26 protein-coding genes are annotated in these 21,529 nt (G+C 71.2%); 16 read left to right on the top strand and 10 right to left on the bottom strand.

All coding sequences use genetic code 11. From position 1 onward, the window contains the following. Positions 1 to 91: 91 nt before the first annotated feature. The 3 genes from ACFYYW_RS26790 to ACFYYW_RS26800 form a co-directional block, all read right to left on the bottom strand. Entirely contained in the window at positions 92 to 868 is a 777-nt protein-coding gene (locus ACFYYW_RS26790; protein ID WP_352325364.1) for a methyltransferase domain-containing protein, read from the bottom strand. A gap of 101 nt (positions 869 to 969) precedes the next feature. Beyond that, entirely contained in the window at positions 970 to 1,941 is a 972-nt protein-coding gene (locus ACFYYW_RS26795) for an ABC transporter substrate-binding protein (protein ID WP_352325365.1), read from the bottom strand. A gap of 119 nt (positions 1,942 to 2,060) precedes the next feature. Next, positions 2,061 to 2,291, bottom strand: coding sequence for a hypothetical protein (locus ACFYYW_RS26800; RefSeq protein ID WP_352325366.1), 231 nt, complete (start codon positions 2,289 to 2,291; stop codon positions 2,061 to 2,063). 105 nt (positions 2,292 to 2,396) lie between these two features. On the opposite strand from ACFYYW_RS26800, the gene fdxA reads away from it, so the two are divergent. From fdxA to ACFYYW_RS26815, 3 genes are all read left to right on the top strand, one after another. Continuing rightward, positions 2,397 to 2,723 (top strand): ferredoxin, encoded by a 327-nt coding sequence (gene fdxA / locus ACFYYW_RS26805; RefSeq protein WP_106240826.1) that lies wholly within the window; start codon positions 2,397 to 2,399, stop codon positions 2,721 to 2,723. Positions 2,724 to 2,817: 94 nt separating this feature from the next. Continuing rightward, positions 2,818 to 3,888 (top strand): succinyldiaminopimelate transaminase, encoded by a 1,071-nt coding sequence (dapC, locus tag ACFYYW_RS26810; protein ID WP_352325367.1) that lies wholly within the window; start codon positions 2,818 to 2,820, stop codon positions 3,886 to 3,888. Between the two features lie 76 nt (positions 3,889 to 3,964). Beyond that, positions 3,965 to 4,639, top strand: coding sequence for a DUF4178 domain-containing protein (locus tag ACFYYW_RS26815; RefSeq protein WP_387652476.1), 675 nt, complete (start codon positions 3,965 to 3,967; stop codon positions 4,637 to 4,639). 28 nt (positions 4,640 to 4,667) lie between these two features. On the opposite strand, the gene ACFYYW_RS26820 is transcribed toward ACFYYW_RS26815, so the two are convergent. After that, positions 4,668 to 5,525 (bottom strand): hypothetical protein, encoded by an 858-nt coding sequence (locus tag ACFYYW_RS26820; protein ID WP_352325369.1) that lies wholly within the window; start codon positions 5,523 to 5,525, stop codon positions 4,668 to 4,670. On the opposite strand from ACFYYW_RS26820, the gene ACFYYW_RS26825 reads away from it, so the two are divergent. From ACFYYW_RS26825 to ACFYYW_RS26850, 6 genes are all read left to right on the top strand, one after another. Next, positions 5,524 to 6,342, top strand: a complete 819-nt coding sequence (locus tag ACFYYW_RS26825; RefSeq protein ID WP_352325370.1) for a 2,3,4,5-tetrahydropyridine-2,6-dicarboxylate N-succinyltransferase — start codon at positions 5,524 to 5,526, stop codon at positions 6,340 to 6,342. The genes ACFYYW_RS26820 and ACFYYW_RS26825 overlap by 2 nt on opposite strands. After that, positions 6,342 to 7,397, top strand: a complete 1,056-nt coding sequence (gene dapE / locus ACFYYW_RS26830) for a succinyl-diaminopimelate desuccinylase (RefSeq protein ID WP_352325372.1) — start codon at positions 6,342 to 6,344, stop codon at positions 7,395 to 7,397. Before ACFYYW_RS26825 ends, dapE begins: the two co-directional genes overlap by 1 nt. 238 nt (positions 7,398 to 7,635) lie before the next feature. Continuing rightward, on the top strand, positions 7,636 to 8,436 hold the full coding sequence (locus tag ACFYYW_RS26835; protein WP_352352877.1) for a TIGR00730 family Rossman fold protein: 801 nt from the start codon (positions 7,636 to 7,638) through the stop codon (positions 8,434 to 8,436). Positions 8,437 to 8,447: 11 nt separating this feature from the next. Continuing rightward, on the top strand, positions 8,448 to 9,032 hold the full coding sequence (locus ACFYYW_RS26840; protein WP_352325375.1) for a TIGR00730 family Rossman fold protein: 585 nt from the start codon (positions 8,448 to 8,450) through the stop codon (positions 9,030 to 9,032). Positions 9,033 to 9,104: 72 nt separating this feature from the next. Continuing rightward, the gene (locus ACFYYW_RS26845) at positions 9,105 to 9,755 is read left to right on the top strand and encodes a hypothetical protein (protein WP_387652480.1); all 651 of its coding nucleotides are present in this window, start codon (positions 9,105 to 9,107) and stop codon (positions 9,753 to 9,755) included. Beyond that, positions 9,752 to 10,297, top strand: coding sequence for a DNA-3-methyladenine glycosylase I (locus tag ACFYYW_RS26850; RefSeq protein WP_357974337.1), 546 nt, complete (start codon positions 9,752 to 9,754; stop codon positions 10,295 to 10,297). Before ACFYYW_RS26845 ends, ACFYYW_RS26850 begins: the two co-directional genes overlap by 4 nt. Before the next feature lie 22 nt (positions 10,298 to 10,319). Here ACFYYW_RS26850 and ACFYYW_RS26855 read toward each other — a convergent pair whose 3' ends face one another. Together ACFYYW_RS26855 and ACFYYW_RS26860 are read right to left on the bottom strand one after the other, a co-directional pair. Beyond that, on the bottom strand, positions 10,320 to 11,081 hold the full coding sequence (locus ACFYYW_RS26855; RefSeq protein WP_352325386.1) for an enoyl-CoA hydratase-related protein: 762 nt from the start codon (positions 11,079 to 11,081) through the stop codon (positions 10,320 to 10,322). Between the two features lie 11 nt (positions 11,082 to 11,092). Further along, complete coding sequence (locus ACFYYW_RS26860) at positions 11,093 to 11,890, bottom strand: PaaX family transcriptional regulator C-terminal domain-containing protein (protein WP_387652482.1); 798 nt, start codon at positions 11,888 to 11,890, stop codon at positions 11,093 to 11,095. A gap of 159 nt (positions 11,891 to 12,049) precedes the next feature. Here ACFYYW_RS26860 and ACFYYW_RS26865 point away from each other — a divergent pair, with 159 nt between their 5' ends. Beyond that, positions 12,050 to 12,217: a DUF3117 domain-containing protein gene (locus ACFYYW_RS26865; protein ID WP_020545024.1), complete on the top strand. Its 168-nt coding sequence runs from the start codon at positions 12,050 to 12,052 to the stop codon at positions 12,215 to 12,217. 75 nt (positions 12,218 to 12,292) lie between these two features. Further along, positions 12,293 to 13,708: a leucyl aminopeptidase gene (locus ACFYYW_RS26870; protein ID WP_387652484.1), complete on the top strand. Its 1,416-nt coding sequence runs from the start codon at positions 12,293 to 12,295 to the stop codon at positions 13,706 to 13,708. Positions 13,709 to 13,734: 26 nt separating this feature from the next. Here ACFYYW_RS26870 and ACFYYW_RS26875 read toward each other — a convergent pair whose 3' ends face one another. After that, entirely contained in the window at positions 13,735 to 14,373 is a 639-nt protein-coding gene (locus ACFYYW_RS26875) for an O-methyltransferase (protein ID WP_352325381.1), read from the bottom strand. Between the two features lie 161 nt (positions 14,374 to 14,534). Here ACFYYW_RS26875 and sigE point away from each other — a divergent pair, with 161 nt between their 5' ends. The 4 genes from sigE to ACFYYW_RS26895 all read left to right on the top strand — a co-directional run bounded on the left by sigE (position 14,535) and on the right by ACFYYW_RS26895 (position 17,976). Then, entirely contained in the window at positions 14,535 to 15,167 is a 633-nt protein-coding gene (gene sigE / locus ACFYYW_RS26880; RefSeq protein ID WP_352325382.1) for an RNA polymerase sigma factor SigE, read from the top strand. Between the two features lies 1 nt (position 15,168). Continuing rightward, positions 15,169 to 15,693, top strand: a complete 525-nt coding sequence (locus ACFYYW_RS26885; RefSeq protein WP_352325383.1) for an anti-sigma factor — start codon at positions 15,169 to 15,171, stop codon at positions 15,691 to 15,693. 156 nt (positions 15,694 to 15,849) lie between these two features. Beyond that, positions 15,850 to 17,523 carry a trypsin-like peptidase domain-containing protein gene (locus tag ACFYYW_RS26890; RefSeq protein ID WP_387652487.1) on the top strand — a complete coding sequence of 558 codons (1,674 nt, stop codon included), beginning with the start codon at positions 15,850 to 15,852 and terminating at the stop codon, positions 17,521 to 17,523. A gap of 87 nt (positions 17,524 to 17,610) precedes the next feature. Then, positions 17,611 to 17,976: a sec-independent translocase gene (locus ACFYYW_RS26895; RefSeq protein ID WP_352325385.1), complete on the top strand. Its 366-nt coding sequence runs from the start codon at positions 17,611 to 17,613 to the stop codon at positions 17,974 to 17,976. 68 nt (positions 17,977 to 18,044) lie between these two features. On the opposite strand, the gene ACFYYW_RS26900 is transcribed toward ACFYYW_RS26895, so the two are convergent. After that, positions 18,045 to 19,184 (bottom strand): Mrp/NBP35 family ATP-binding protein, encoded by a 1,140-nt coding sequence (locus tag ACFYYW_RS26900; protein ID WP_352319211.1) that lies wholly within the window; start codon positions 19,182 to 19,184, stop codon positions 18,045 to 18,047. Between the two features lie 160 nt (positions 19,185 to 19,344). Here ACFYYW_RS26900 and ACFYYW_RS26905 point away from each other — a divergent pair, with 160 nt between their 5' ends. After that, entirely contained in the window at positions 19,345 to 19,806 is a 462-nt protein-coding gene (locus tag ACFYYW_RS26905) for a MarR family transcriptional regulator (RefSeq protein ID WP_352319213.1), read from the top strand. On the opposite strand, the gene ACFYYW_RS26910 is transcribed toward ACFYYW_RS26905, so the two are convergent. Continuing rightward, positions 19,790 to 20,257 carry a DUF1003 domain-containing protein gene (locus ACFYYW_RS26910; protein ID WP_352319215.1) on the bottom strand — a complete coding sequence of 156 codons (468 nt, stop codon included), beginning with the start codon at positions 20,255 to 20,257 and terminating at the stop codon, positions 19,790 to 19,792. The genes ACFYYW_RS26905 and ACFYYW_RS26910 overlap by 17 nt on opposite strands. Next, positions 20,247 to 21,455, bottom strand: coding sequence for a magnesium transporter MgtE N-terminal domain-containing protein (locus ACFYYW_RS26915; protein ID WP_387652490.1), 1,209 nt, complete (start codon positions 21,453 to 21,455; stop codon positions 20,247 to 20,249). The genes ACFYYW_RS26910 and ACFYYW_RS26915 overlap by 11 nt, the downstream gene beginning before the upstream one ends. Between the last annotated feature and the right edge of the window lie 74 nt (positions 21,456 to 21,529).

Genomic DNA, 21,529 nt, shown 5'->3' on the forward strand with positions numbered 1-21,529 from the left:
TCACGCCGCCGCAGCGGCGCAGCCAACATCTCGCCGCCCACGGAACAGACCATAGTCCGGCAAAACAGCCCTACGCATCATGCACTACGCATCAGCGCCGAACAGCGGCAAAGCGTAGACGCACGTAGTCGGCCATCCAGCCCGTCTCCCTGCGCAGGGCGGGCGCGGCCAGCTCGTTGACCCGTCCGAGCAGGGGTTCCACGATCTCCGGCGGCAGTCCTTCGAGCACGGACGAGGCGAACATGCGCACCCAGTCGGCGGCCCCGCCGGGGCACTCGTCGAGCGGCGTCGGCCGGTCGAAGTACTCCAGCAGCCGGACCACGAAGCCCTCCTGCTCCAGCCGGCGCGCGTACTCGGCGGGCGTGGGGAAGTACCACGGCAGATCGGGCTCGCGCAGGCCGTACTCGCGCCAGGCGGTCAGCATCGCGGCGGTCAGCTCGGCGCAGTTGCCCGCGCCGCCCATCTCCGCGACGAACCGGCCGCCCGGCTTCAGCGCCTCGCGGACGCTGGCGATCACGGCGGCGGGGTCGCGGCTCATCCAGTGGAGCGCCGCGTTGGAGAAGACAGCGTCGTACGGGTCCACCACGGTGAAGTCGTGGCCGTCGCCGATGATGAAGTCGATCCCCGGGTACTGGGCCAGCGCCTTCTCGATCATCGCGGCGGAACCGTCGATGCCCAGGACGTCCGCGCCCCTGAAGGCGATCTGCGCGGTCAGCACCCCGGTGCCGCACCCGAGGTCGAGCACGCGCTCCCCGGGCTGCGGGTCGAGGAGGTCGACCAGCGGCGCGCCCTGGGTGGAGACGTACCCGAAACTGCTGTCGTAGGCGCGACTGTTCCACCGCTCCAAGCTCGGTGCGTCGTATCGCAAGACGATCAGCTCACATTCGTCAGACATCGGGCCCCCGTGGCCGTGCTGTCCGTTCACTTTAGAGCCTGATCGTCTCTACGACATATCAAGTCACAACGGACTCATCCCACGCTCTTGCTCCATTCCCGCCTGAGGTACGCCTTCGCCGCGTCCGTCTGCGGGATCGTCATGAGCACGGGCGGGCCGGCGGCCTTGGGCAGCCGGGCGGCCTGCTCGGTGTCGAGCTTGCCCTTCATGAGCATGGCCTCGCCGCGCGCCGGACGGGCGTAGCCCTTCTGCAGCAGGTTCTGGCCCTCGTCGGAGAACAGGAACTCCTGCCACAGCCGGGCGGCGGCCGGATGCGGGGCGGTCTTGCTGATCGCCTGGACGTGGTACGCGCCGAACGGCGCGTCGCGCGGGATCGTCACCTCCCAGGAGTCGGCGTGGTCGGCGCTGCGGGTCGCGTTGAGGTGGTCCCAGTCGATGATCACGTTCGCCTTGGCCGGCTCGACGAGCTGCCCGGCCTGCTTGAGCTTGGCGAACAGCTCCACCCCCTGCCTGGCGTCCGGTTTGGCGCCGGCCTTCATGGACGCCGCCATCACGCCGCCGAACGCCGCCGCCGAGCGCAGCGGGTCGCCGTCGAGGGCGACGCGGTAGCCGGGCTTGAGCAGGTCGGCGAAGGAGGCCGGGGCCTTGACCTCGCGCGGGTCGTAGCCGATCGACATGTAGCCGCCGTACGCGCCGTACCAGGCCCCCTTGGGGTCCTTGACGTAGTCGGGCAGGTCCTGCCAGCCCGTCACCTTGTACGGCGCGAACTTGTCGGCCCCGTAGACGGCCATGTCCAGAGTGAGATCGAACACGTCCGGCTTGAGCTGGGCGGCGGCGTCGAGCTCACGCTTGCTGCTGGCGCCCGGTTCCAGCTCGTTGACCTTGATGTCGTACTTGTCGGCGAAGGTGTCGATGATCTCGCCGTAGTTCACCCAGTCGTGCGGCAGGCCGATCACGGTGAGCTGGCCCTCGCGCTTGGCGGCCTCGGCCAGGCGCGCCATCGTGCCGAAGCCCTGCTTCAGCGAGGCGGCCCGGACGTTGAGCACCGGAAGGTCCTTTGACCCCTCGGACGCGGTCTGGGACGTTGACGCGCCGCATCCGGCGCTGGCGAGAACGGCTGCTACGGCGGCGCAGATACGTACGGTCACACAACGAATACTTACCGTTACTTCGCCCGAGGTCGAGGAGGCGCGACCGGAACGACCTTGGCCGCGACCAGCGATTCCTCGTCGATCTCCACCAATGTGCCGTCCCGCTTGCGAACGCGCAACACGCCGTCCGTCCAGGATTCGAGCACGCCGACGGCGTCCCGGAAGCCTTCTGGGACGCGTCTTCGCGTGGTGATCCGTGCGCCTATGTCCTGAGTTGTGATCGCGACGACGAGGCGTGCGGCCATGAGTTTGCCACCCTCCGTTTCGGCCAGCTGGCAAGCACGGCAATACTAGGGCGTAGCAAACCGCGGTCAGAGTCATGCCATGGTGCGGAGAAAAAGGAGCTCGAGGTGACCTACGTCATCGCGCAGCCTTGCGTGGACGTCCTGGACAAGGCGTGCATCGAGGAGTGCCCCGTCGATTGCATCTACGAGGGCGAGCGCATGCTTTACATCCACCCCGACGAGTGCGTTGACTGCGGCGCGTGCGAGCCAGTGTGCCCCGTCGAGGCCATCTTCTACGAGGACGACCTTCCCGAGCAGTGGAAGGACTTCTACAAGGCGAACGTGGACTTCTTCGAGGACCTGGGCTCGCCCGGAGGCGCCTCGAAGGTCGGCAAGATCGAGAAGGACCACCCGGTGGTGGCCGCGCTGCCGCCGCAGGGCGAGGACCACTAGCGAGTCGCGTGCGCCGGGGCCGTCCACGTCGGGCGGGCCCCGCGCGCCCGTGTCCGCGGCAGGCGTGTACGGCCCCGAACGACCCTGGAGAACCGTGAACAAGCTGCCCGACTTCCCCTGGGACCGGCTCGAACCGTACAAGGAACGTGCCCTGGCGCATCCCGACGGCATCGTCGACCTCTCGGTCGGCACGCCCGTCGACCCGGTGCCCGAGGCCGTCCAGCAGGCGCTGCGCGACTCGGCGGACAGCCCCGGCTACCCGCTGACCCACGGCACGAAGGCGCTGCGCGAGGCCGCCGCCGGCTGGCTGCGGCGCCGCCACGGCGTCACCGTCGACCAGCAGGACGTCCTGCCGCTGATCGGCTCCAAGGAGTTCGTCGCCTGGCTGCCCACCTACCTCGGCGCCCGGCGGGTGGTCTTCCCCGAGCTGGCCTACCCCACCTACGACGTGGGCGCCCGGCTCGCCGGCGCGACCGCCACCGCCTCCGACAGCACGCTGTCGGTCGGCCCCGAGCACGTCGACCTGCTCTGGATCAACTCCCCGGGCAACCCGACCGGGCGCGTGCTGCCCGCCGAGCACCTGCGCAAGGTGGTCTCCTGGGCGCGCGAGCGCGGCACGGTCGTGGCCTCCGACGAGTGCTACATCGAGCTCGGCTGGGAAGAGCAGCCGGTCTCCGTCCTCCATCCCGACGTCTGCGGGGGCTCCCACGAGGGGCTGCTCGCCGTCCACTCGCTCTCCAAGCGCTCCAACCTGGCCGGCTACCGGGCCGGGTTCGTGACGGGCGATCCCGTCCTGGTCAAGCGGCTGCTGGAGACGCGCAAGCACGCCGGCATGCTCATGCCGAAGCCGGTCCAGGACGCGATGACGGTCGCGCTCGGCGACGACGCGCACGCCGAACGCCAGCGCGAGCTGTACTCCGCGCGGCGCGCCGTGCTGCGTCCCGCGCTGGAGCGGGCGGGGTGGACGATCGACCATTCGACCGCCGGTCTGTACCTATGGGCGTCGAACGGGCAGAACGCGTGGGATCAAGTGAGTAAGCTTTCCGAAATCGGGATTTTGGTCGCGCCGGGAGACTTCTACGGATCGGCTGGTGGACGGCACATCCGCGTCGCGATGACCGCCACCGACGAACGCATCAGTGCGGCCGTGCGCCGCCTCCAGTAGGATCGCCCGTCGTAGCGCACGGACAAATTGAAAAAGGCGTCTGCCGAGACAGACCGCGAGTGGAGCGAGCTGACGGATGAGCATGACCTCCATGGTCGTACTCGGGCTGAGCATCGCCACCGTCCTGTTGTTGCTGGGGGCGTTCCTGGCCACCATGCGGCAGGACAGGAGGGGCCGGTCGAGCGCGCCGCCGCCACCGGCCGAGGTCGCTCCGGTCGAGACCCCGCTGCCGGCGCCGGTCGAGGCCCCCGGGCACGCCGGCACCGACTACGCCGACCCTCGCACCATCCAGGTCGCCGACCGGATCGAGGTGCACGGCTCGCCCTACCGGGTGCTCGGCGCGATGCACGTCTCCTGGCAGGGCCGGCAGTGGGTCGAGTACCTGCTGCGCGACGTCGCCCGCCGCCGCCTGTGGCTCTCGGTCGAGGTGCGCGAGGGCAAGGCCGCGGGCGAGGCGTCCCATCTCGAGGTGCTGCTCTGGACCGAGGTGCCGACGCAGGGCATGGTCCCGGCCAAGAGCATGCTGATCATGGAAGGCGTGGAGTTCTTCCCGATCCAGCGCGGCACCGCGGCCTTCAGGAGCGAGGGCGAGACCGGCAACCCCGAACGCGGCCTGCTCGACTTCGCCGACTACCACGCCTCCGACGGCCGCCTGCTCTCCTTCGACCGCATCCAGGGCCACGCCTGGAGCGCCAGCTACGCCCAGCCGCTGCCGCCCGGCTCGATCACCATCGTCACCCGCGCCACCTGACGTCCGCGCCGCCGGCGCCGCGCCGGGGTCAGGACAGCTCGACCTCGCCGTCGCCGGCCTGGCCGCCCTTCTTCCAGCCGTCGGCGTCCACGTCGTTGACCCAGGTGGCGCCGCTGTAGCCGACGCGCCGCAGCTGGTACTTCTCCGCGTACGCCACCCACCAGGACGCCACCAGCCAGCCCCGCTTCTTCGTCGTGATCGCCGGGTCGCCCAGCGCCCTGGCCAGCTGCTTGCGCGCCTCAGCGGTCCTGGCCTGCGGCGCGGGCGTCTGCTTGGGCGGCGGGTACCAGCAGTGGACGGACTTGGGCACCCGGCCGGTGAAGGCGGCGGCCAGGATCTTGGCGTCCTGCTCGTGCTGCGCGTACGCGTAGCCGCCCGCCGACCGCTGCACCTCCTGGGCCGCCTCGGCCAGCGGCAGCTTGCGGTAGTTCTTGACCTTCACCAGGGCGGCGAAGAACTTGTTGCTGGCGTAGACCGGGTCCATCAGCTGCTTCTTGCGCCCCCAGCCCTGCGACTCGCGCTGCTGGAACACGCCCACCGAGTCGCGGTCGCCCCAGGACAGGTTGCGCAGCTTCGACTCCTGCAACGCGGTGCCGTACGCGATGACGACCGCCCGCTCGGGCAGGCGGCGGCGGGCCGCGACCGCGGCGATGGTCGCGGAGACCTGCGCCTGCTCCGGATCGAGGGTCAGCACGCCCTCGGGGGTGCGCACCATGCAGTAGGCCTCCGGCAGGACCAGCGGCGTCGCCCGCTTGAGCAGGAGATAGAGCCCCACGGAGACGCCGACGGCGAGCACCACGACGATGATCGCGATGGTGATGACTCCACGGGAGAAGCGCAGGCGCACCCTGAAGAACCTACCCGGCCGGATAAGCTCCGTGGCCATGAGTCACGTGATGTCCCCGGTGGTGGACGAGCTGTGGGAACGACGCGCGGAGCTGTCCCCGGCCGACGTGGAGGCGCGCATCCAGGTGGTCGGCGCCGTCGACCTGCTGGACAAGGGCGAGGCGAGGGTCGCCCGCCTGGTCGGCGGCGAGGTCGTGGTGGACGAGCGGGCCAAGCGCGCGATCCTGCTCGCCTTCCGGCTGCTGGGCATGGCACGTTCCCAGGTGGGCGACTTCCAGCACCACGACAGGGTGCCGCTCAAGACCTCCTTCGAAGGGGTGCGGGTGGTGCCGGGCGCCATCGCGCGCTGGGGCTCGTACCTGGCGCCGGGGGTGGTGCTGATGCCGTCGTTCACGAACATCGGCGCGTACGTGGACTCGGGCACCATGGTCGACACGTGGGCCACGGTGGGCTCATGCGCCCAGATCGGGAAGAACGTGCACCTGTCCGGCGGAGTGGGCATCGGCGGCGTCCTGGAGCCGCCGGGCGCGGTGCCGGTCGTCGTGGAGGACGACGCGTTCATCGGCAGCCGCTCGATGATCGTCGAGGGCGCGCGGGTCGGCCGGGGCGCGGTGATCGGGGCGGGCACGATCCTGTCCGGCACGATCCCCGTGATCGACGTCCAGACGGGCGAGGAGCTGGCCAGGGGCAGGGTGCCCGACTGGTGCGTGGCGGTCGGCGGCACGCGGCAGAAGGAGTTCCCCGGCGGCACGTTCGGGCTGCCGTGCGTGCTGGTGATCAAACGTCTGGAGCCGGAGCAGCGGCACGACAAGGCGGCACTCAACGAGGTGCTGCGCGAACATGGAGTGAACACCTGATGCTGGACCTGACACAGGACGTACGCGCGCTGACCGCCGCGATCGTGGACATCGAGTCGGTGAGCGGCGACGAGAAGCGCCTGGCCGACGCGGTCGAGCAGGCGCTGTCCGCGCTGCCGCACCTGAAGGTCGACCGCTCCGGCGAGACGATCGTGGCCCGCACCGACCTCGGCCGGGCCGAGCGGGTGCTGATCGCGGGCCACCTCGACACGGTGCCGGTCGCGGCCAACCTGCCCAGCCGGGTGGAGGGTGACCTGCTCTACGGCTGCGGCACCTCCGACATGAAGGCGGGCGTGGCGGTCGCGCTGAGGCTGGCGGCCACCGTCCCGGCCCCCAACCGCGACGTCACGTACGTCTTCTACGACTGCGAGGAGATCGAGGCCGAGCGCAACGGCCTGACCAGGGTCGCCAGGGACCACCCCGAGTGGCTGGCGGCCGACTTCGCGGTGCTGATGGAGCCGACCGACGGCGTGATCGAGGGCGGCTGCCAGGGCACCCTGCGCGCCGACGTCACCGTGACCGGCAAGCGGGCCCACAGCGCGAGGTCGTGGTTCGGGGTCAACGCCGTCCACGGCATCGAGCCGGTGCTGGCCAGGCTCAACGCCTACGAGGCGCGGCTGCCGGTGGTCGACGGCCTGGAGTACCACGAGGGGCTCAACGCGGTCGCGGTGAGCGGCGGCGTGGCCGGCAACGTCATCCCCGACGAGTGCGTGGTCACCGTCAACTACCGCTTCGCCCCCGACCTGACGGTCGAGCAGGCCGAGCAGCACGTGCGCGAGGTGTTCGAGGGCTACGAGGTGAGCTTCCTCGACGCGGCGCCCGGGGCGCGGCCCGGCCTGACGCATCCGGTGGCCGCCGCCTTCGCCGCCGCGGTCGGCGGCACCCCGCGCGCCAAGCTGGGCTGGACGGACGTCTCCCGCTTCTCCGCGCTAGGCGTCCCGGCCGTGAACTACGGCCCCGGCGACCCCAACCTGGCGCACCAGCAGGGCGAGTACGTGTCGCTGCCGAAAATCACGGAGAGCGAGCAGGCCCTGCTCAACTGGCTGACAAAATGAAAGTGGCTTTCCTCGCCGGCCATTTGGCGGGGAAAGCCACTTTCAGTCCCGAGCAGCACCCTCGGCAGTTAGACGCAGGGGGGTCGAAATTCGGTTCCCTGCTTTTCCCAAGATTTTTTCGGCGCCTTCATCTGGCCTTCGACCTGGGCATTCATCCTCGAAGTGCCCGCTTCGGCGGGCGCGGCCCCGGTCGGGAACGGCGCCGCGGGCCGGTACGGAGAGGACTAGCGTGACCACCATGGAACAGAAGCAACGAGCCGAACGCCGTCAGGGGCAGGCGGTCGTGCGCGGGAGTCTCGTCCCCAGCTCCACCCACGACCAGCGGCTGCTCGACCGGCAGGGTCCGTCCGACTGGGTGCACATGGACCCGTGGCGGGTGCTGCGCATCCAGGCCGAGTTCGTGGAGGGGTTCGGCCAGCTCGCCGAGCTGCCCGCGGCGATCACGGTCTTCGGCTCGGCCCGCACCCCCGAGGGCACCCCCGAATACCAGATGGGCCGGCGGCTCGGCCGGGCGCTGGCCGAGTCCGGCTACGCGGTGATCACCGGCGGCGGCCCCGGCGTCATGGAGGCGGCCAACCGGGGCGCCTCCGAGGTCGAGGGCGCGGTGTCGGTCGGGCTCGGCATCGAGCTGCCCTTCGAGCAGCGCATGAACGACTACGTCGACCTCGGCATCGAGTTCCGCTACTTCTTCGTGCGCAAGACGATGTTCGTCAAGTACTCGCGCGGCTTCATCGCCCTTCCGGGCGGTTTCGGCACGCTCGACGAGCTCTTCGAGGCCCTGACGCTGGTCCAGACCCACAAGGTCACCTCGTTCCCGGTCGTGCTGATGGGCTCGGAGTTCTGGGGCGGCCTGCTCGACTGGATCAAGAACACCCTGCTCGGCACCGGCAAGATCGCCGCCCAGGACCTCGACCTGATCTCCGTCACCGACGACCCCGACGAGGCCGTGCGGATCATCGCCGACTCCGACCGGGCCCGCTCCCGCCAGCGGGAGGAGGAGCTGGAGGCCGCCGCCGCCCAGACCGCGGAGCCCCAATAGGCTGTCGGCCCGTGAACATCTGCGTCTTCTGCGCCTCCAGCCTCCGCATCGACAGGAAGTACGTCGACCTGGCCCACGAGGTGGGCGCCGAGCTCGCCAGGCGTGGTCACACCCTGGTGAGCGGCGGCGCCACGGTCTCGTGCATGGGCGCGGTCACCTCCGCCGCCCGCGCCGCGGGCGGGTTCACGGTCGGCGTGATCCCGCAGGTGCTGGTGGACATCGAGGTGGCCGACACCGAGTCCGACGAGCTGATCGTCACCGACGGCATGCGCGAGCGCAAGGCCGTCATGGACGCCCGCTCCGACGCCTTCCTCGTGCTGCCCGGCGGCATCGGCACCCTGGAGGAGCTGTTCGAGATCTGGACGGCGCGGGTGCTCGGCATCCACGACCGCCCGCTGGTCATCCTCGACCCCTGGGGTCTGTACGAGCCGCTGCGGCAGCTCGTCTCCGGCATGCACGCCGAGGGCTTCACCCGGGCCGACGTCTTCGACGCGATCTCCTGGACCACCACGGTCGAGGAGGCGTTCGCCCATCTCGAAGCGCGTCCGCAGCCGGTCCGTCCGAGCGTCGCCGAGCTGGGTGAGGCCACCGGCTGAGCAGGCTGCCCCGATTGCCCGCACTTGTGGTAGATCGCTGAACGTGCTCGTCCATATGAGTACGATGCCAATGTGCTGGTCATACTCGCCATCGCCGCGATCGCCATCCTGGCCTGCGTGGTCCTGGTCTCCCTCGGCAGAGGCGGGGAGCTGACCGAGTTCCCGCCGGACGTCCCGCCGCTCGACCTGCCCGAGGCCGGACAGCTCACGGCGGTCGACTTCATGGCGCTGCAACTGCCGGTCAACCTGGTCGGCTACCACACGCAGAGCGTCGACGAGACCCTGCGCCGGGCCGCCCAGGCCATCAGCGCCCGCGACACCAGGATCGCCGTCCTGGAGCAGCGGGTGTCGGAGCTGCTGTCCAGCCGGCTGCACGCGCGCCAGGAGATCTACGCCGCGCCCGGGGCCGGGCTGCGCACCGACCACGAGCCCGAGGCGCCCGCCGCGCCCAGGGAGCTGCCGGAGTCCGGCGACCCGGTCACGTCGAGCGGCGCGACGGTGGAGTGGGCGGGCGAGCCGGAGCTGCGCGACCCGGCGGAGGAGCCGGACTGGCGCCTCCCGGAGCAGGACGAGCCCAAGCCCGACGAGCCCAAGCCCGACGAGCCCGAGCAGGACCAGCCCGAGAAGGACCAGCCCGAGAAGGACGACGACTCCGTGCGCGCGTCCCTGGGCAAACAGGACAAGGACGAGGACAAGGACGAGGACAAGGACGAGCGCCCGTGACCGAACTCATCCGGTGCACCTGGCCGGGCATGGGCGACCCGCTGTACATCACCTACCACGACGAGGAGTGGGGCCGCCCGGTCAAGGGCGACGACGAGGTCTTCGAACGCGTGGCGCTGGAGGCGTTCCAGTCGGGCCTGTCGTGGCTGACGATCCTGCGCAAGCGGGAGAACTTCCGCGCCGCCTTCGACGGCTTCTCCACCGTCAAGGTGGCCGCCTACACCGAGCGCGACGTCGAACGGCTGCTCGGCGACGCCGGGATCGTCCGCAACCGGGCCAAGATCGAGGCGGTGATCGGCAACGCCAGGGCCGCGCTCGACCTGCCCGAGGGCCTGTCGGAGCTGGTGTGGCGGTTCGCCGACCCCGACGCCCCGGTGCCCCGGACGATGGCCGACGTGCCCGCCATCACCCCCGGCTCCAAGGCCCTGGCCAAGGAGCTGCGCAAGCACGGCTTCAGGTTCGTCGGCCCGACCACCGCGTACGCGCTGATGCAGGCGATCGGGCTGGTCAACGACCACATCGAGGGCTGCCTGGCCCGCTGAGGGCCCCTCAGCGCCGGCCGGTTCAGCGGCCCCTGAACACCGGTCGTTCCTTGGCCAGGAAGGCGCGGGTGGCGTCCTGGTGGTCCTCGGTGGCCACGCACGCGTCCTGCAGGTCGGCCTCCAGCGCGAGCGAGTCGGCCAGCGAGTGCGTGGCGGAGTGGGCCAGCGCGCGCTTGGTGGCGGCGTAGGCCGTGGTCGGGCCGGCGGCCAGGCGTACGGCCAGCTCGTGAGCGGTCTTCGGCAGGTCGTCGGCGGGCACCACGCGCGTGACCAGCCCCAGGTCGAGCGCGGCGGCCGCGTCGAGCGGCTCGCCGAGCAGCAGCAGCTCGGTCGCGCGGCCCCGGCCGACCAGGCGCTGCAACGTCCAGGACGCGCCGGAGTCGGGGGCCAGCCCGATGCCCGCGAACGCCAGCGCGAACTTGGCCTTGTCGGAGGCGACGCGCAGGTCGCAGGCGAAGGCGAGGGCCGCGCCCGCGCCCGCGGCGACGCCGTTGACCGCCGCCACGACCGGCTTGGGCATGGTCGCGATCAGCTCCACGATCGGGTTGTAGTGCTCGCGCACGGTGTCGGCCAGCCCGCGGCCCGCGGCCAGGTTGGCGGCGTGCTCGCGCAGGTCCTGGCCCGCGCAGAAGGCCCGGCCGGAGCCGGTGAGCAGCACCGCCCTGACCTCGGGGTCGGCCGCCGCCCTGCCGACCGCCGCCAGCAGCGCGGCCTTGACCTCGGCCGTGAGCGAGTTCATCGACTCCGGCCGGTCGAGGGTGACGGTGGCGACGGCGTCGGACATGTCGTAACGGATCACATGAGCTCCCTGTCGACGAACGCGGCGGCTGCGGGCAGCAGCCTGGTGGCCTCCTGCTCGAAGAACGTGCGGGCCTTCTCGCCCGGCCAGCCCGCGGGCAGCAGCTCGGCCGGCAGCCCGGGGTCGCGGAACAGGAAGTTGCGCCAACCGTGCACCAGTCTGCTCCTGGTGGCGAACACCTGGTCGGGCGGGGCGTCCTCGGGCAGGGTGCTGATCAGCGTGACAGCTTCGGCGTGCCAGTGCTCGTACGCCTCGCCGATGGCCGCCAGGTCCCAGGCCCGCGCCACCAGCTCGCGCGGGTCGCCCTCCAGCGCCGCGTCGAACCGGTCGGCCCGCACGCCCTCGCCGTCCAGCAGGTTGTCCAGCTCGATGGAGGAGCGCGGCCCGATCCACGTGGTCTCCGACAGGCAGGCGTAGCCGAGGAAGGTCAGGTCGGCCCTGATCCGCTCCCGGCGCTGGCGCTCCCTGACCGGCTCGATGACGATCACGTGCCAGCGGCCGTGCCAGGCGAGTGTCCCTGATCGGTAAATTCTCAGCGCTGCCTCATCAAGGCGCCTGACACACTTCGGCGTGAGCCCGTAGCCGGCTCCCTGAGGCAGCCGCACCGGGCGCAACCAGCCCTGCCGGACCATCCGCGAGACCGCCGTGCGGACGGCCGGAGCGGCGATTTCCAGGGGGTTCATGAGCCGTACGAGCGCGGCCACGGTCGCCTGCCCACCGCGCGCACGCAGGTGGTCTCCGTACAGGTCGAAGAGAGCGGCGCGAGCGTGCACGAAGTCCAGTTTGGACGCCATCGCCTGGCTCGACAACGCATTCTGGGAGGAGATCGTTACCCATGAGGGCTCTCGATGCGGGAGAATAGGACATCACAGAAGACGTGAATGCGCCGACCACCCCCTCGGGCGGTCGGAAATCGCGGGCCGCGGGAGCCCAAGGCAGGAAGGGATGCACGCATGGCGGCGATGAAGCCGCGGACCGGCGATGGTCCGCTCGAGGTCACCAAGGAAGGGCGCGGCATAGTCATGCGGGTCCCTCTCGAAGGTGGCGGCCGGCTCGTCGTGGAGATCTCCGCCGACGAGGCAAAGGCGCTCGGCGAGGCGTTGAAGAACGTCGTCGGCTGAGCGCTCCCGAGACAACCTGATCCTCCGACCCTGGCGTAAGTCCGGCGCCAGGGTCGCTGACGTTTGGAGGGTTCCGTGCCCATCGAGACCACCGTCTCCGCGGTCGCCGAGGTGCCCGCGGGCGCCGAGCTGCTGGCTCTGCCCTACGCCTCCGACCTGCGTCCCGCTGTGGAGCCGTACGTCGAGCTGCACCTTCCGGTCACCGACCTGCTGGCCCACTACGAGGCCAAGGGCGAGGCGGGCGAGATCGTCGAGGTCCCGGTGGCGCGGGCGGGCGGGGTCGGGCGCGTGCTCCTGTACGGCGTGGGCGACGGCTCGCCGCGGGCGTTGCGCAGGGCCGGCGCGGCGCTGGCGCGCAAGGTCAAGGGCCGCGACACGCTGACCGTGGTGCCGCCCGAGGGCGACGTCGCCGCGTTCGCCGAGGCCGCGCTGCTGGCCGGATACACCTTCAAGATCGGCAAAGAGGGCCGCAAGGGCGTGCGGGCGATCGAGCTGGCCGGCGCCGACGCCGAGCCGGTGCGCCGGGCCGAGGTCGTGGCGGAGGCCGTCGCGCTGGCCCGCGACCTGGCCAACATGCCGTCCTCGGTCAAGCATCCCGCCTGGCTGGCCGAGCGCGCCGCCGAGCAGGGCCTGCCGGTGCGGGTGTGGGACGAGGAGCAGCTCCAGGCCGAGGGGTTCGGCGGCATCCTGGCCGTCGGGCGCGGCTCGGTCCGGCCGCCCCGGCTGATCCAGCTCTCCTACGTCCCCGAGCAGCCGGCCGAGCGGCACGTCGTGCTGGTGGGCAAGGGCATCACGTTCGACTCGGGCGGCCTGTCGCTCAAGCCGACCGAGAACATGAAGACGCAGAAGACCGACATGGCGGGCGGCGCGGTGGTGATCGCCGTGCTGGCCGCGCTGGCCCGGCTCGGCGCCCCCGTACGCGTGACGGGCCTGATCGCCGCCGCCGAGAACATGCCGTCCGGCACCGCCCAGCGTCCCAGCGACGTCATCAGGCACTACGGTGGTCGCACGGTCGAGGTGCTGAACACCGACGCCGAGGGCCGGCTGGTGCTGGCCGACGCGCTGGCCTACGCCGACGCCGAGCTCGACCCCGACGCGGTCGTGGACATCGCCACCCTCACCGGGGCCATCTCCGTGGCGCTCGGCCGGAACGTCGGCGCCGTCTACGCCTCCGACGAAGACCTGGCCGCCCAGCTCCTGGCCGCCGGCCAGGCCAGCGACGACCGGCTCTGGCGCATGCCGCTGATCGACGACTACGCCCCGGCCCTGGAGTCGTCGATCGCCGACCTGGCCAACGTCGAGAGCGGTTCCCGCTACGGCGCCGGGTCCATCACGGCGGCGCTGTTCCTGCGGGAGTTCGCGGGCAAGCGCCCGTGGGCGCACCTCGACATCGCCGGGGTCGGCCGCAGCACGGTCGACGAGGGCACCCTGACCAAGGGCGCGACCGGGTTCGGCGTGCGCGTGCTGCTGGAGTGGCTGACCCGGGGCTGAGACCGGGCCGGCCCGGAGTCGACGGGCTAGTCGGCGATCTTCACGGCGGCCAGCAGGCCGTCGCCCAGGGGCATGAGCACCGACCGCAGCCGGTCGTCGCCCTGCACCAGCTTGCCCAGCTCGCGCAGCGAGACCGTGTCGGGGTCGCGCTGCGTGGGGTCGGCCACCCGGTCGTGCCACAGCGCGTTGTCGAAGGCCACCACGCCGCCGACGCGCAGCAGGCGCACCGCCTCGGCCAGGTAGTCGACGTACTCCTGCTTGGCGCCGTCGGCGAAGACCATGTCGTAGCCGCCGTCGGAGAGCCGGGGCAGCACGTCGAGCGCCCGGCCCGAGATCAGCCGCACCCGCCCGCCGGAGAAGCCCGCCTCCGCGAACGCCTGCCGGGCCAGCCGCTGGTGCTCGGGCTCGACGTCGACGCTGGTCAGCGTGCCGTCGCCGCGCATGCCGCGCAGCAGCCACAGGCCCGAGACGCCGCAGCCGGTGCCGATCTCGACGACCGACTTGGCGTTGACGACGGTGGCGAGGAAGCAGAGCGCGGCCCCGCCCCCGGGAAGGATGGGCACCGCACCCATCTCCAGCCCGCGCTGACGCGCCGCGTGCAGGATCTCATCCTCGTGATGGAACTGCTCCGCATAGGCCAGAGTGGCCTCCACCGGACTGGTCATCGGCCTCCTCCCCCCACTTTCGTGCGATTGGTCACCGATCGCAGCCTAGGGGAGTCACGCCTGGACGGGAACTCAGGACGGTCCGAAGGCGTTGCAGGTTTAAACGGGCTTTGCCGGTCCGGAAGGCAGGCAGTGCGCACGAAGGGACGAAACCAGGCACTATGACGGTAGCGGTGGTCCCAGAGAGAGGAGTGCTGGTGGACGAAAGCGACCACCAGGCGGATACTCCCGTGTCGTCTGATTGGACGCCTCCCACGTGGGAGGAAGTGGTGCGGACTCATTCCGCACGCGTGTACCGGCTGGCGTACCGGCTTACCGGCAATGTCCACGATGCCGAGGACCTCACGCAGGAGGTCTTCGTCAGGGTCTTCAGGTCGCTGTCGAGCTACACCCCCGGCACGTTCGAGGGCTGGCTGCACCGGATCACGACGAACCTGTTCCTCGACATGGCGCGGCGCAAGCAGCGCATCCGGTTCGAGGGGCTGGCCGACGACGCCGCCGAGCGGCTGCGCGGTCGTGAGCCGTCGCCGGCGCAGGCGTTCGACGACGCCCACCTGGAGCCCGATATCCAAGCCGCCCTCGACGCGCTCGCCCCGGAGTTCCGGGCCGCGATCGTGCTGTGTGACATCGAGGGCCTGTCCTACGAGGAGATCGCGGCCACGCTCGGCGTCAAGCTGGGTACGGTCCGAAGCCGTATTCACCGTGGCCGGGCGCAGTTGCGGGAGGCGCTCGACCATCGAGCCCCCCGTACTACCCAACTCCCCCCGACCGTGATCAGTGGGGAGGAAGTCTGATATGGCTCATCTAGGAGAACGCGTTTCGGCGCTCGTCGACGGAGAGCTGAACCACACCGAGCGCGATCGCGCGCTCGCCCACCTGACCTTCTGTGCTGACTGCCGGCGGGAGGTCGAGTCGATGCGGGCGCTGAAGTCGCGCCTGCGCTCGCTCGACGGCCCGGCGATGCCGGCCGATCTGACCATGTCGCTGCTGCGCATGGCGGAGCCGGGTGGGCCGCTGCCGCCGAGGGAGCGCCCTTTCCCTACCCGTACGTTCGGGGGGGTGCCCATCCCTGGGCCCCACAGCATCGCGCCCCTGGACAACCGCCCGCGCAGGGACGCCACCGCTGGGGCCTCGGGCCCTGGGCGGGGCGGTAGGCGGCGCGGCGCGTACGTCGCGGTGGGCGTGGTGTCCGCCGCCGTCGCACTCGGCACCTTCTTCGCGGTCTCGGGCACAGGACCCCAGACCTCGCCGCCGCCGGTCGAGCTCTGGCGGGTGCAGCACTCACCGGCCACCAGCGCGCCGCCCACCGCCACGCCTTGAACCGGGGGCTCGCCTGGGATACTCGGGTGGCGTAGTCGACGATGCCAGGGGCATACGATCTGGGTTCGGGATTTGTCGCAAACAAAGCCTTTTATGACCCTCGTATGCCGCCAGAGCAAAGATTGCGGTGGCCGAGCAAGGAGTGGTGAGACGTAGATGACCGACGAGACGCGCCCGGGCGAAGGACGCACGACGTCGGACTTCCCCGAGCCACAGGGGCGGCCGGAGTTCCTGCCCGCCGACGAGCAGGGCGAGCAGGCGGACCGCCGGTCCGACCCGCCCGCCTCGTTCGGCGCGTCCTGGGGCGACCCGTCGGGCCGCTCCGACAGTCCGGGCGTGTCGCCGTACGACCCGTCGGGCCGTTCCGAGAGCCAGGCGTCGCCGTACGAGCCGCCGGGCCGTTCCGGCGGCGTGCCGCCGCACGACGGGGGCACGCGGGCGTACGAGGGTCCGTCGTTCGAGAGCCCCGCCGGGCCACGGGGGTTCGAGAGCCCCTTCGAGAGCCCTGGCGGCACGCGGGCGTACGAGACCCCGTCCTTCGGGCCGGCGGAGACCGGGCCGCGGCCGATGCAGCCGCCGCCCTTCATGGGCGCGTACGGCGGCAACCACCCGCCGCCGCCGCGGCAGGCCCTGGGCATGGGCCCGGGATGGGCGCCGCCGCCGCAGGGCGGGCCCGGCGCGGGCGCGCTGCCCAGGCGCGGACTCAACGCCGGCGCGCTGATCGCGATCGCCGTGGCCATCGCGCTGGTGGCCTCCGTGCTCGGCAGCCTCGGCACGTACCTGCTGACCAGGTCGAGCAGCAGCGGCACCGACCCGTCCTACAGCCTCGGCCCGGCCCCGACGGGCGCGACCAACAGGGCGCCCGACTCGGTGGCCGGCGTGGCCGCGCGGGTCCTGCCCAGCGTGGTCTCGCTGGAGGTCGGCAACGGCACCAACACCGAGGGCGCCTCCGGCTCCGGATTCCTGATCAAGAACGGCTACGTGGTGACCAACAACCACGTGGTCGCCATGGCCGCCAAGGGCGGCGAGATCAAGATCATGTTCAACAACCGCAAGACCACCGCGGGCCGCATCGTCGGCCGCGACCCGGGCTCCGACCTGGCCGTGGTCAAGCCCGAGGAGACCTTCGGCACGCCGGAGATCACCCTCGGCAACTCCGACCAGGTCGTGGTGGGCGACCCGGTGATCGCCATCGGCTCGCCGCTCGGCCTCAGCGGCACGGTCACCACGGGCATCGTCAGCTCGCTCAACCGTCCGGTCATCGCCGGCGACGAGACGGGCGCGGCCACCGAGGAGCCCGCCTACATCAGCGCCATCCAGACCGACGCCGCCATCAACCCGGGCAACTCCGGCGGCCCGCTGGTCAACGGCAGGGGCGAGGTCGTCGGGGTGAACTCGGCCATCGCCACCCTCAGCCGTTCGGTGAACAGCCAGAGCGGCAGCATCGGCCTGGGCTTCGCGATCCCGGTGAACCAGACGCGGCGCGTGGCCGAGGAGCTGATCACCACGGGCAAGGCCAAGCGTCCGAAGATCGGCATCGTGCTGGACAAGGACTACAAGGGCCAGGGCGTGCGCATCGCCTCCGAGCCCGCCGAGGGCCGCCAGCCGGTCGACGCCAACGGCCCCGCCGACAAGGCCGGGCTGAAGGCGGGCGACGTCATCCTGGAGGTCGACGGGCTGGCGCTGCAGGACGGCAACGAGCTGATCGCCCTGATCCGCAGCAAGGCGCCGGGCGCCAAGATCACCATCAAGTACCAGCGCGCCGGAGCGGAACGCACCGCCACCCTCACCGTCGTCGCGGACGATCAGCCGGCTCCCAGCCCGTCCTGAGTGATATGACCCATGGGGGACGGTTCAGCCACGGGCTGGAGCCTTTAGTCTGTGGAGAGGATTGCGGACTGCGGGTAGGAGCGTACGGTGTTCGGACTCGGGTGGATGGAGGTCGGAGCGCTGATCGTCATCGCGCTCCTGGTCTTCGGTCCTGACAAGTTGCCGCAGGCCGCCTCGCAGGCGGGCAAGACGCTGCGCAACCTGCGGCGCATGGCCAACAACGCGCGCGACGACCTGCGGGCGGGCCTCGGGCCGGAGTTCCAGAACTTCGACCCCGCCGACCTCAACCCGAAGAACTTCGTCCGCAAGCACCTCCTCGACGATCTGGAGGACGACTGGAACGGCCGTCCCGGAGGTCTGGAGCCGGCCGCCGTCGCGTCCTACGACGCCGCTGAGCCGCCGTCGGAGCTCGCCTATGGCGAGTTGCCCCCCTACGACTCCGAGGCCACCTGACACACCCTGCAGACGCGCGACGGGCCCGCCCAGCTTTCGCTGGGCGGGCCCGTCTTCGCGTGGGAGGGTCAGGAACGGTTGGGCGACAGGCCGAGCTGCATGCCCTTGATGCTGGAGGAGCGCTTGCTCAGACCGGCGGCGATCTTCCGCAGCTCCGCGGCGGCCGGCGAGTCGGGGTCGGTCAGCACCAGCGGCTTGCCCTCGTCGCCGCCCTCGCGCAGGCGCAGGTCGATCGGCACCTGGCCGAGCAGCGGGACGCGGGCGCCCAGCGTGCGGGTCAGGGCGTCGGCGACGGTCTGGCCGCCGCCCTCGCCGAACACGGCCACGCGCTCGTCGCAGTGGGGGCAGGGCAGCCAGGACATGTTCTCGATGACGCCGGCGATCTGCTGGTGGGTCTGGGCGGCGATCGAGCCGGCCCGCTCGGCCACCTCGGCGGCGGCCTGCTGGGGCGTGGTCACGACCAGGATCTCGGCCGACGGCAGCCGCTGCGCCACCGAGATGGCGATGTCGCCGGTGCCCGGCGGCAGGTCGAGCAGCAGGACGTCGAGGTCGCCCCAGTAGACGTCGGCCAGGAACTGGTGGAGCGCCCGGTCGAGCATCGGCCCGCGCCACACGACCGGCGTGTTGCCCTCGGGCTTGAACATGCCGACGGAGATGACCTTGATGTCGTGCGCCGACGGCGGCATGATCATGTCCTCGACCTTGGTGGGACGCTCGGCGGCGCCCAGCATGCGAGGAATGCTGTGACCGTAGATGTCGGCGTCGACGATGCCGACCTTCAGGCCGTTGGACGCCATCGCGGCGGCCAGGTTGACGGTGACCGACGACTTGCCCACGCCGCCCTTGCCGCTCGCGACGGCGAAGACGCGGGTCAGCGAGCCGGGCTGGTTGAAGGGGATCTCCTTCTCCGGGCCCCGGTCGCCCCGCAGCTTGGTCTGCAGGGTCTTGCGCTGCTCGGGGCTCATGACGTCGAGCTCGATCTGGACGTCCGTCACGCCGCCGACCTTGCCGACCGCCGTCTTCACGTCGCGGGTGATGGTGTCCTTCATCGGACAGCCTGACACGGTGAGGTAGACGCCCACCCGGACCGCGCCGTCGGGGGCGATCTCGATGTTCTTGACCATGTCGAGGTCCGTGATCGGGCGACGGATCTCGGGGTCGATGACGGTGGCGAGGGCGGCCGTCACCTGTTCCTGGGTTGGTGCCATCGAAGTCTCGGCACGAGGGAGTGCCGTCCCTCCTTAGTCGGTCTATGTGTGACAGGCGCTGAAAGCCAGTGAGAAATGCCCCTCCATGGTATGAACCCGGGGGGCCGCTCGGTTAATCCGCGCTGTTAGGTGTCTGTGCAACAACGTCTAAGGTTACTGCGTGACTCTGCTGCGCGACGAGGGGCTCACCGCCGAGGAACTGGCGGTCTGGCGGATGTTGCAGCGGGCCCAGGTGCGCATCGCCCGCCGCCTGGAGGCCGAGCTGCTGGTGGCCCACGATCTGCCGCTGGCCTCGTACGAGGTGCTGGCCCAGCTCGCCGAGGCGCCGGGGCGGCGGCTGCGCATGAACGACCTGGCCGACCGCGTGCTGCTCTCGCGCAGCGGGCTGACCAGGCTGATCGACCGGTTGCAGCGGCACGGGCTGGTCGGGCGGGAGGCGTGCTCCGACGACGCCCGCGGGTTGTTCGCGGTGCTGACCGAGCCGGGCGCCGCGCGGCTGGCCGAGGCCACGCCGACCTACCTGCGCGGGGTCAAGGACCAGTTCCTCGACCTGCTGGGCGCGGGCGACGTCGGCGCGGTGCGGGCGCTGCTGGCCAGGCTCGACGTCACTGACGTTTGTTGAGCTCCTCCAGCAGCCGGCCGAGCTCGGCGCGCAGGTAGTCGCGGGTGGCGACCTCGTTGAGGGCCAGGCGCAGGCCGGCGATCTCGCGGGTGAGGTACTCGATCTCGGCCTGGTTGCGGTCGGCGGCCTCGCGGTCCTGCTCGTACTGGATGCGGTCGCGGTCGTCCTGGCGGTTCTGGGCGAGCAGGATGAGCGGCGCGGCGTAGCTGGCCTGGAGCGACAACATCAGCGTGAGGAAGATGAACGGGTACGGGTCCCACTTGAGCGACGGGGGAGCGGCGACGTTCCAGATCACCCAGATCGCCACGAACACCGTCATGTAGACGATGAACCGGGCCGTGCCGAGGAAACGGGCGATCTGCTCGGACAGGCGGCCGAACGCCTCGGGGTCGTAGTGCGGGCGCAGCGAGCGGCGCAGCGCCCGCGGCTGGTCGAGCCGGTCAGTGGTCACGGTGGTCCCCCTCGCGCCAGTCGTCGGGAAGCAGGTGGTCGAGGACGTCGTCGACGGTCACCGCGCCGACCAGCCTGCCCAGCTCGTCCACGACTGGGGCGGCGACCAGGTTGTAGTTGGCCAGGAAGGCGTGCACCTGGCGCAGGGTGAAGTCGGGCCTGATCGGGTCGAGCGAGGGGTCGAGCACGCGGCCGAGCAGCGTCGAGGGCGGCTCGCGCAGCAGCCGCTGGAAGTGCGAGACCCCCAGGTACGTGCCGGTCGGCGTCTCGGTGGGCGGCCTGGTCACGTAGACCTGGGCGGCGACGGCGGGCGGCAGGTCCTGCTGGCGGATGTGGGCCAGCGCCTCGGCCACCGTCGCGTTGGGCGGCAGGACGACCGGCTCGCTGGTCATCACGCCGCCCGCGGTGTCGTCGGCGTAGGTCAGCAGCCGCCGCACCGGGGCCGCCTCGCCGGGCTCCATGAGCGCCAGCAGCCTGGCCGCCTGCTCCTCGGGCAGGTCGTGCAGCAGGTCGGCGGCGTCGTCGGGGCCCATCTCCTCCAGGACGTCGGCGGCCCGCTCGGGTTCGAGGGTGCCGAGGATGCCGATCTGGTCGTCGGGCGGCAGCTCCTCCAGCACGTCGGCCAGGCGGTCGTCGGCGAGCTGGCGGGCGATCTCGATGCGCCGCTTGGCGGGCAGCTCGTGCAGGGCGCTGGCCATGTCGGCGGCGCGCAGCGACTCGAACGCGGCGATCAGCCCGGCCGCGCCCTGGTCCTTCTGCAGGGTGTCGAAGCCGGACACCTCGGTCCAGCCGACCGTCCTGGGCTCGCGCCGGCGGCCCTTGAAGAGCGCGACCTTGGTGATCTCCCACCGGGACGGCAGGGTCTCCTCCATGGCGACGTCGTAGACGGTCATGGGCTCGTCGCCGACGCGTACGGACAGGTCGAGCACCTCGCCGATGACCAGGGTCTCCGAGGCGCGCTGCTCGAACCGGCGCATGTTCAGCCGCCCGGTGAAGACGACCGCGCCCGCCTCGATGCGGCGCACGCGGGTGATCGGGAGGAACACCCGGCGGCGCGGCTGCACCTCGACGACCATGCCGTGCACCTGCGGGTTGCCGGTGATGCGCAGGCCCACCACGACGTCGCGGACGCGGCCGATCTGATCGCCCGTGGGGTCGAAGACGGGGGTCCCCGCCAGCCGGGCCACGAAGATCTGCACGTGGGCCAGGCTAACAGTGAGACGCCGTTGCGCCCCGGTTGCCTGGCATGTCAGTATCAAACGCATTTAACGCT

Origin of the sequence: Nonomuraea sp. NPDC001831, assembly GCF_042892035.1 — a bacterium.
Classification (GTDB): domain Bacteria; phylum Actinomycetota; class Actinomycetes; order Streptosporangiales; family Streptosporangiaceae; genus Nonomuraea.

Coding starts and splice junctions, on each gene's coding strand:
- ACFYYW_RS26885 (WP_352325383.1), top strand. CDS start 15,169: ATGGCTCATCTAGGAGAACGCGTTTCGGCGCTCGTCGACGGAGAGCTG.
- ACFYYW_RS26825 (WP_352325370.1), top strand. CDS start 5,524: ATGAGTCACGTGATGTCCCCGGTGGTGGACGAGCTGTGGGAACGACGC.
- ACFYYW_RS26815 (WP_387652476.1), top strand. CDS start 3,965: ATGAGCATGACCTCCATGGTCGTACTCGGGCTGAGCATCGCCACCGTC.
- ACFYYW_RS26865 (WP_020545024.1), top strand. CDS start 12,050: ATGGCGGCGATGAAGCCGCGGACCGGCGATGGTCCGCTCGAGGTCACC.
- ACFYYW_RS26875 (WP_352325381.1), bottom strand. CDS start 14,373: ATGACCAGTCCGGTGGAGGCCACTCTGGCCTATGCGGAGCAGTTCCAT.
- ACFYYW_RS26820 (WP_352325369.1), bottom strand. CDS start 5,525: ATGGCCACGGAGCTTATCCGGCCGGGTAGGTTCTTCAGGGTGCGCCTG.
- ACFYYW_RS26890 (WP_387652487.1), top strand. CDS start 15,850: ATGACCGACGAGACGCGCCCGGGCGAAGGACGCACGACGTCGGACTTC.
- ACFYYW_RS26860 (WP_387652482.1), bottom strand. CDS start 11,890: ATGGCGTCCAAACTGGACTTCGTGCACGCTCGCGCCGCTCTCTTCGAC.
- dapE (WP_352325372.1), top strand. CDS start 6,342: ATGCTGGACCTGACACAGGACGTACGCGCGCTGACCGCCGCGATCGTG.
- ACFYYW_RS26800 (WP_352325366.1), bottom strand. CDS start 2,291: ATGGCCGCACGCCTCGTCGTCGCGATCACAACTCAGGACATAGGCGCA.
- ACFYYW_RS26900 (WP_352319211.1), bottom strand. CDS start 19,184: ATGGCACCAACCCAGGAACAGGTGACGGCCGCCCTCGCCACCGTCATC.
- ACFYYW_RS26835 (WP_352352877.1), top strand. CDS start 7,636: ATGGAACAGAAGCAACGAGCCGAACGCCGTCAGGGGCAGGCGGTCGTG.
- sigE (WP_352325382.1), top strand. CDS start 14,535: ATGACGGTAGCGGTGGTCCCAGAGAGAGGAGTGCTGGTGGACGAAAGC.
- ACFYYW_RS26855 (WP_352325386.1), bottom strand. CDS start 11,081: ATGTCCGACGCCGTCGCCACCGTCACCCTCGACCGGCCGGAGTCGATG.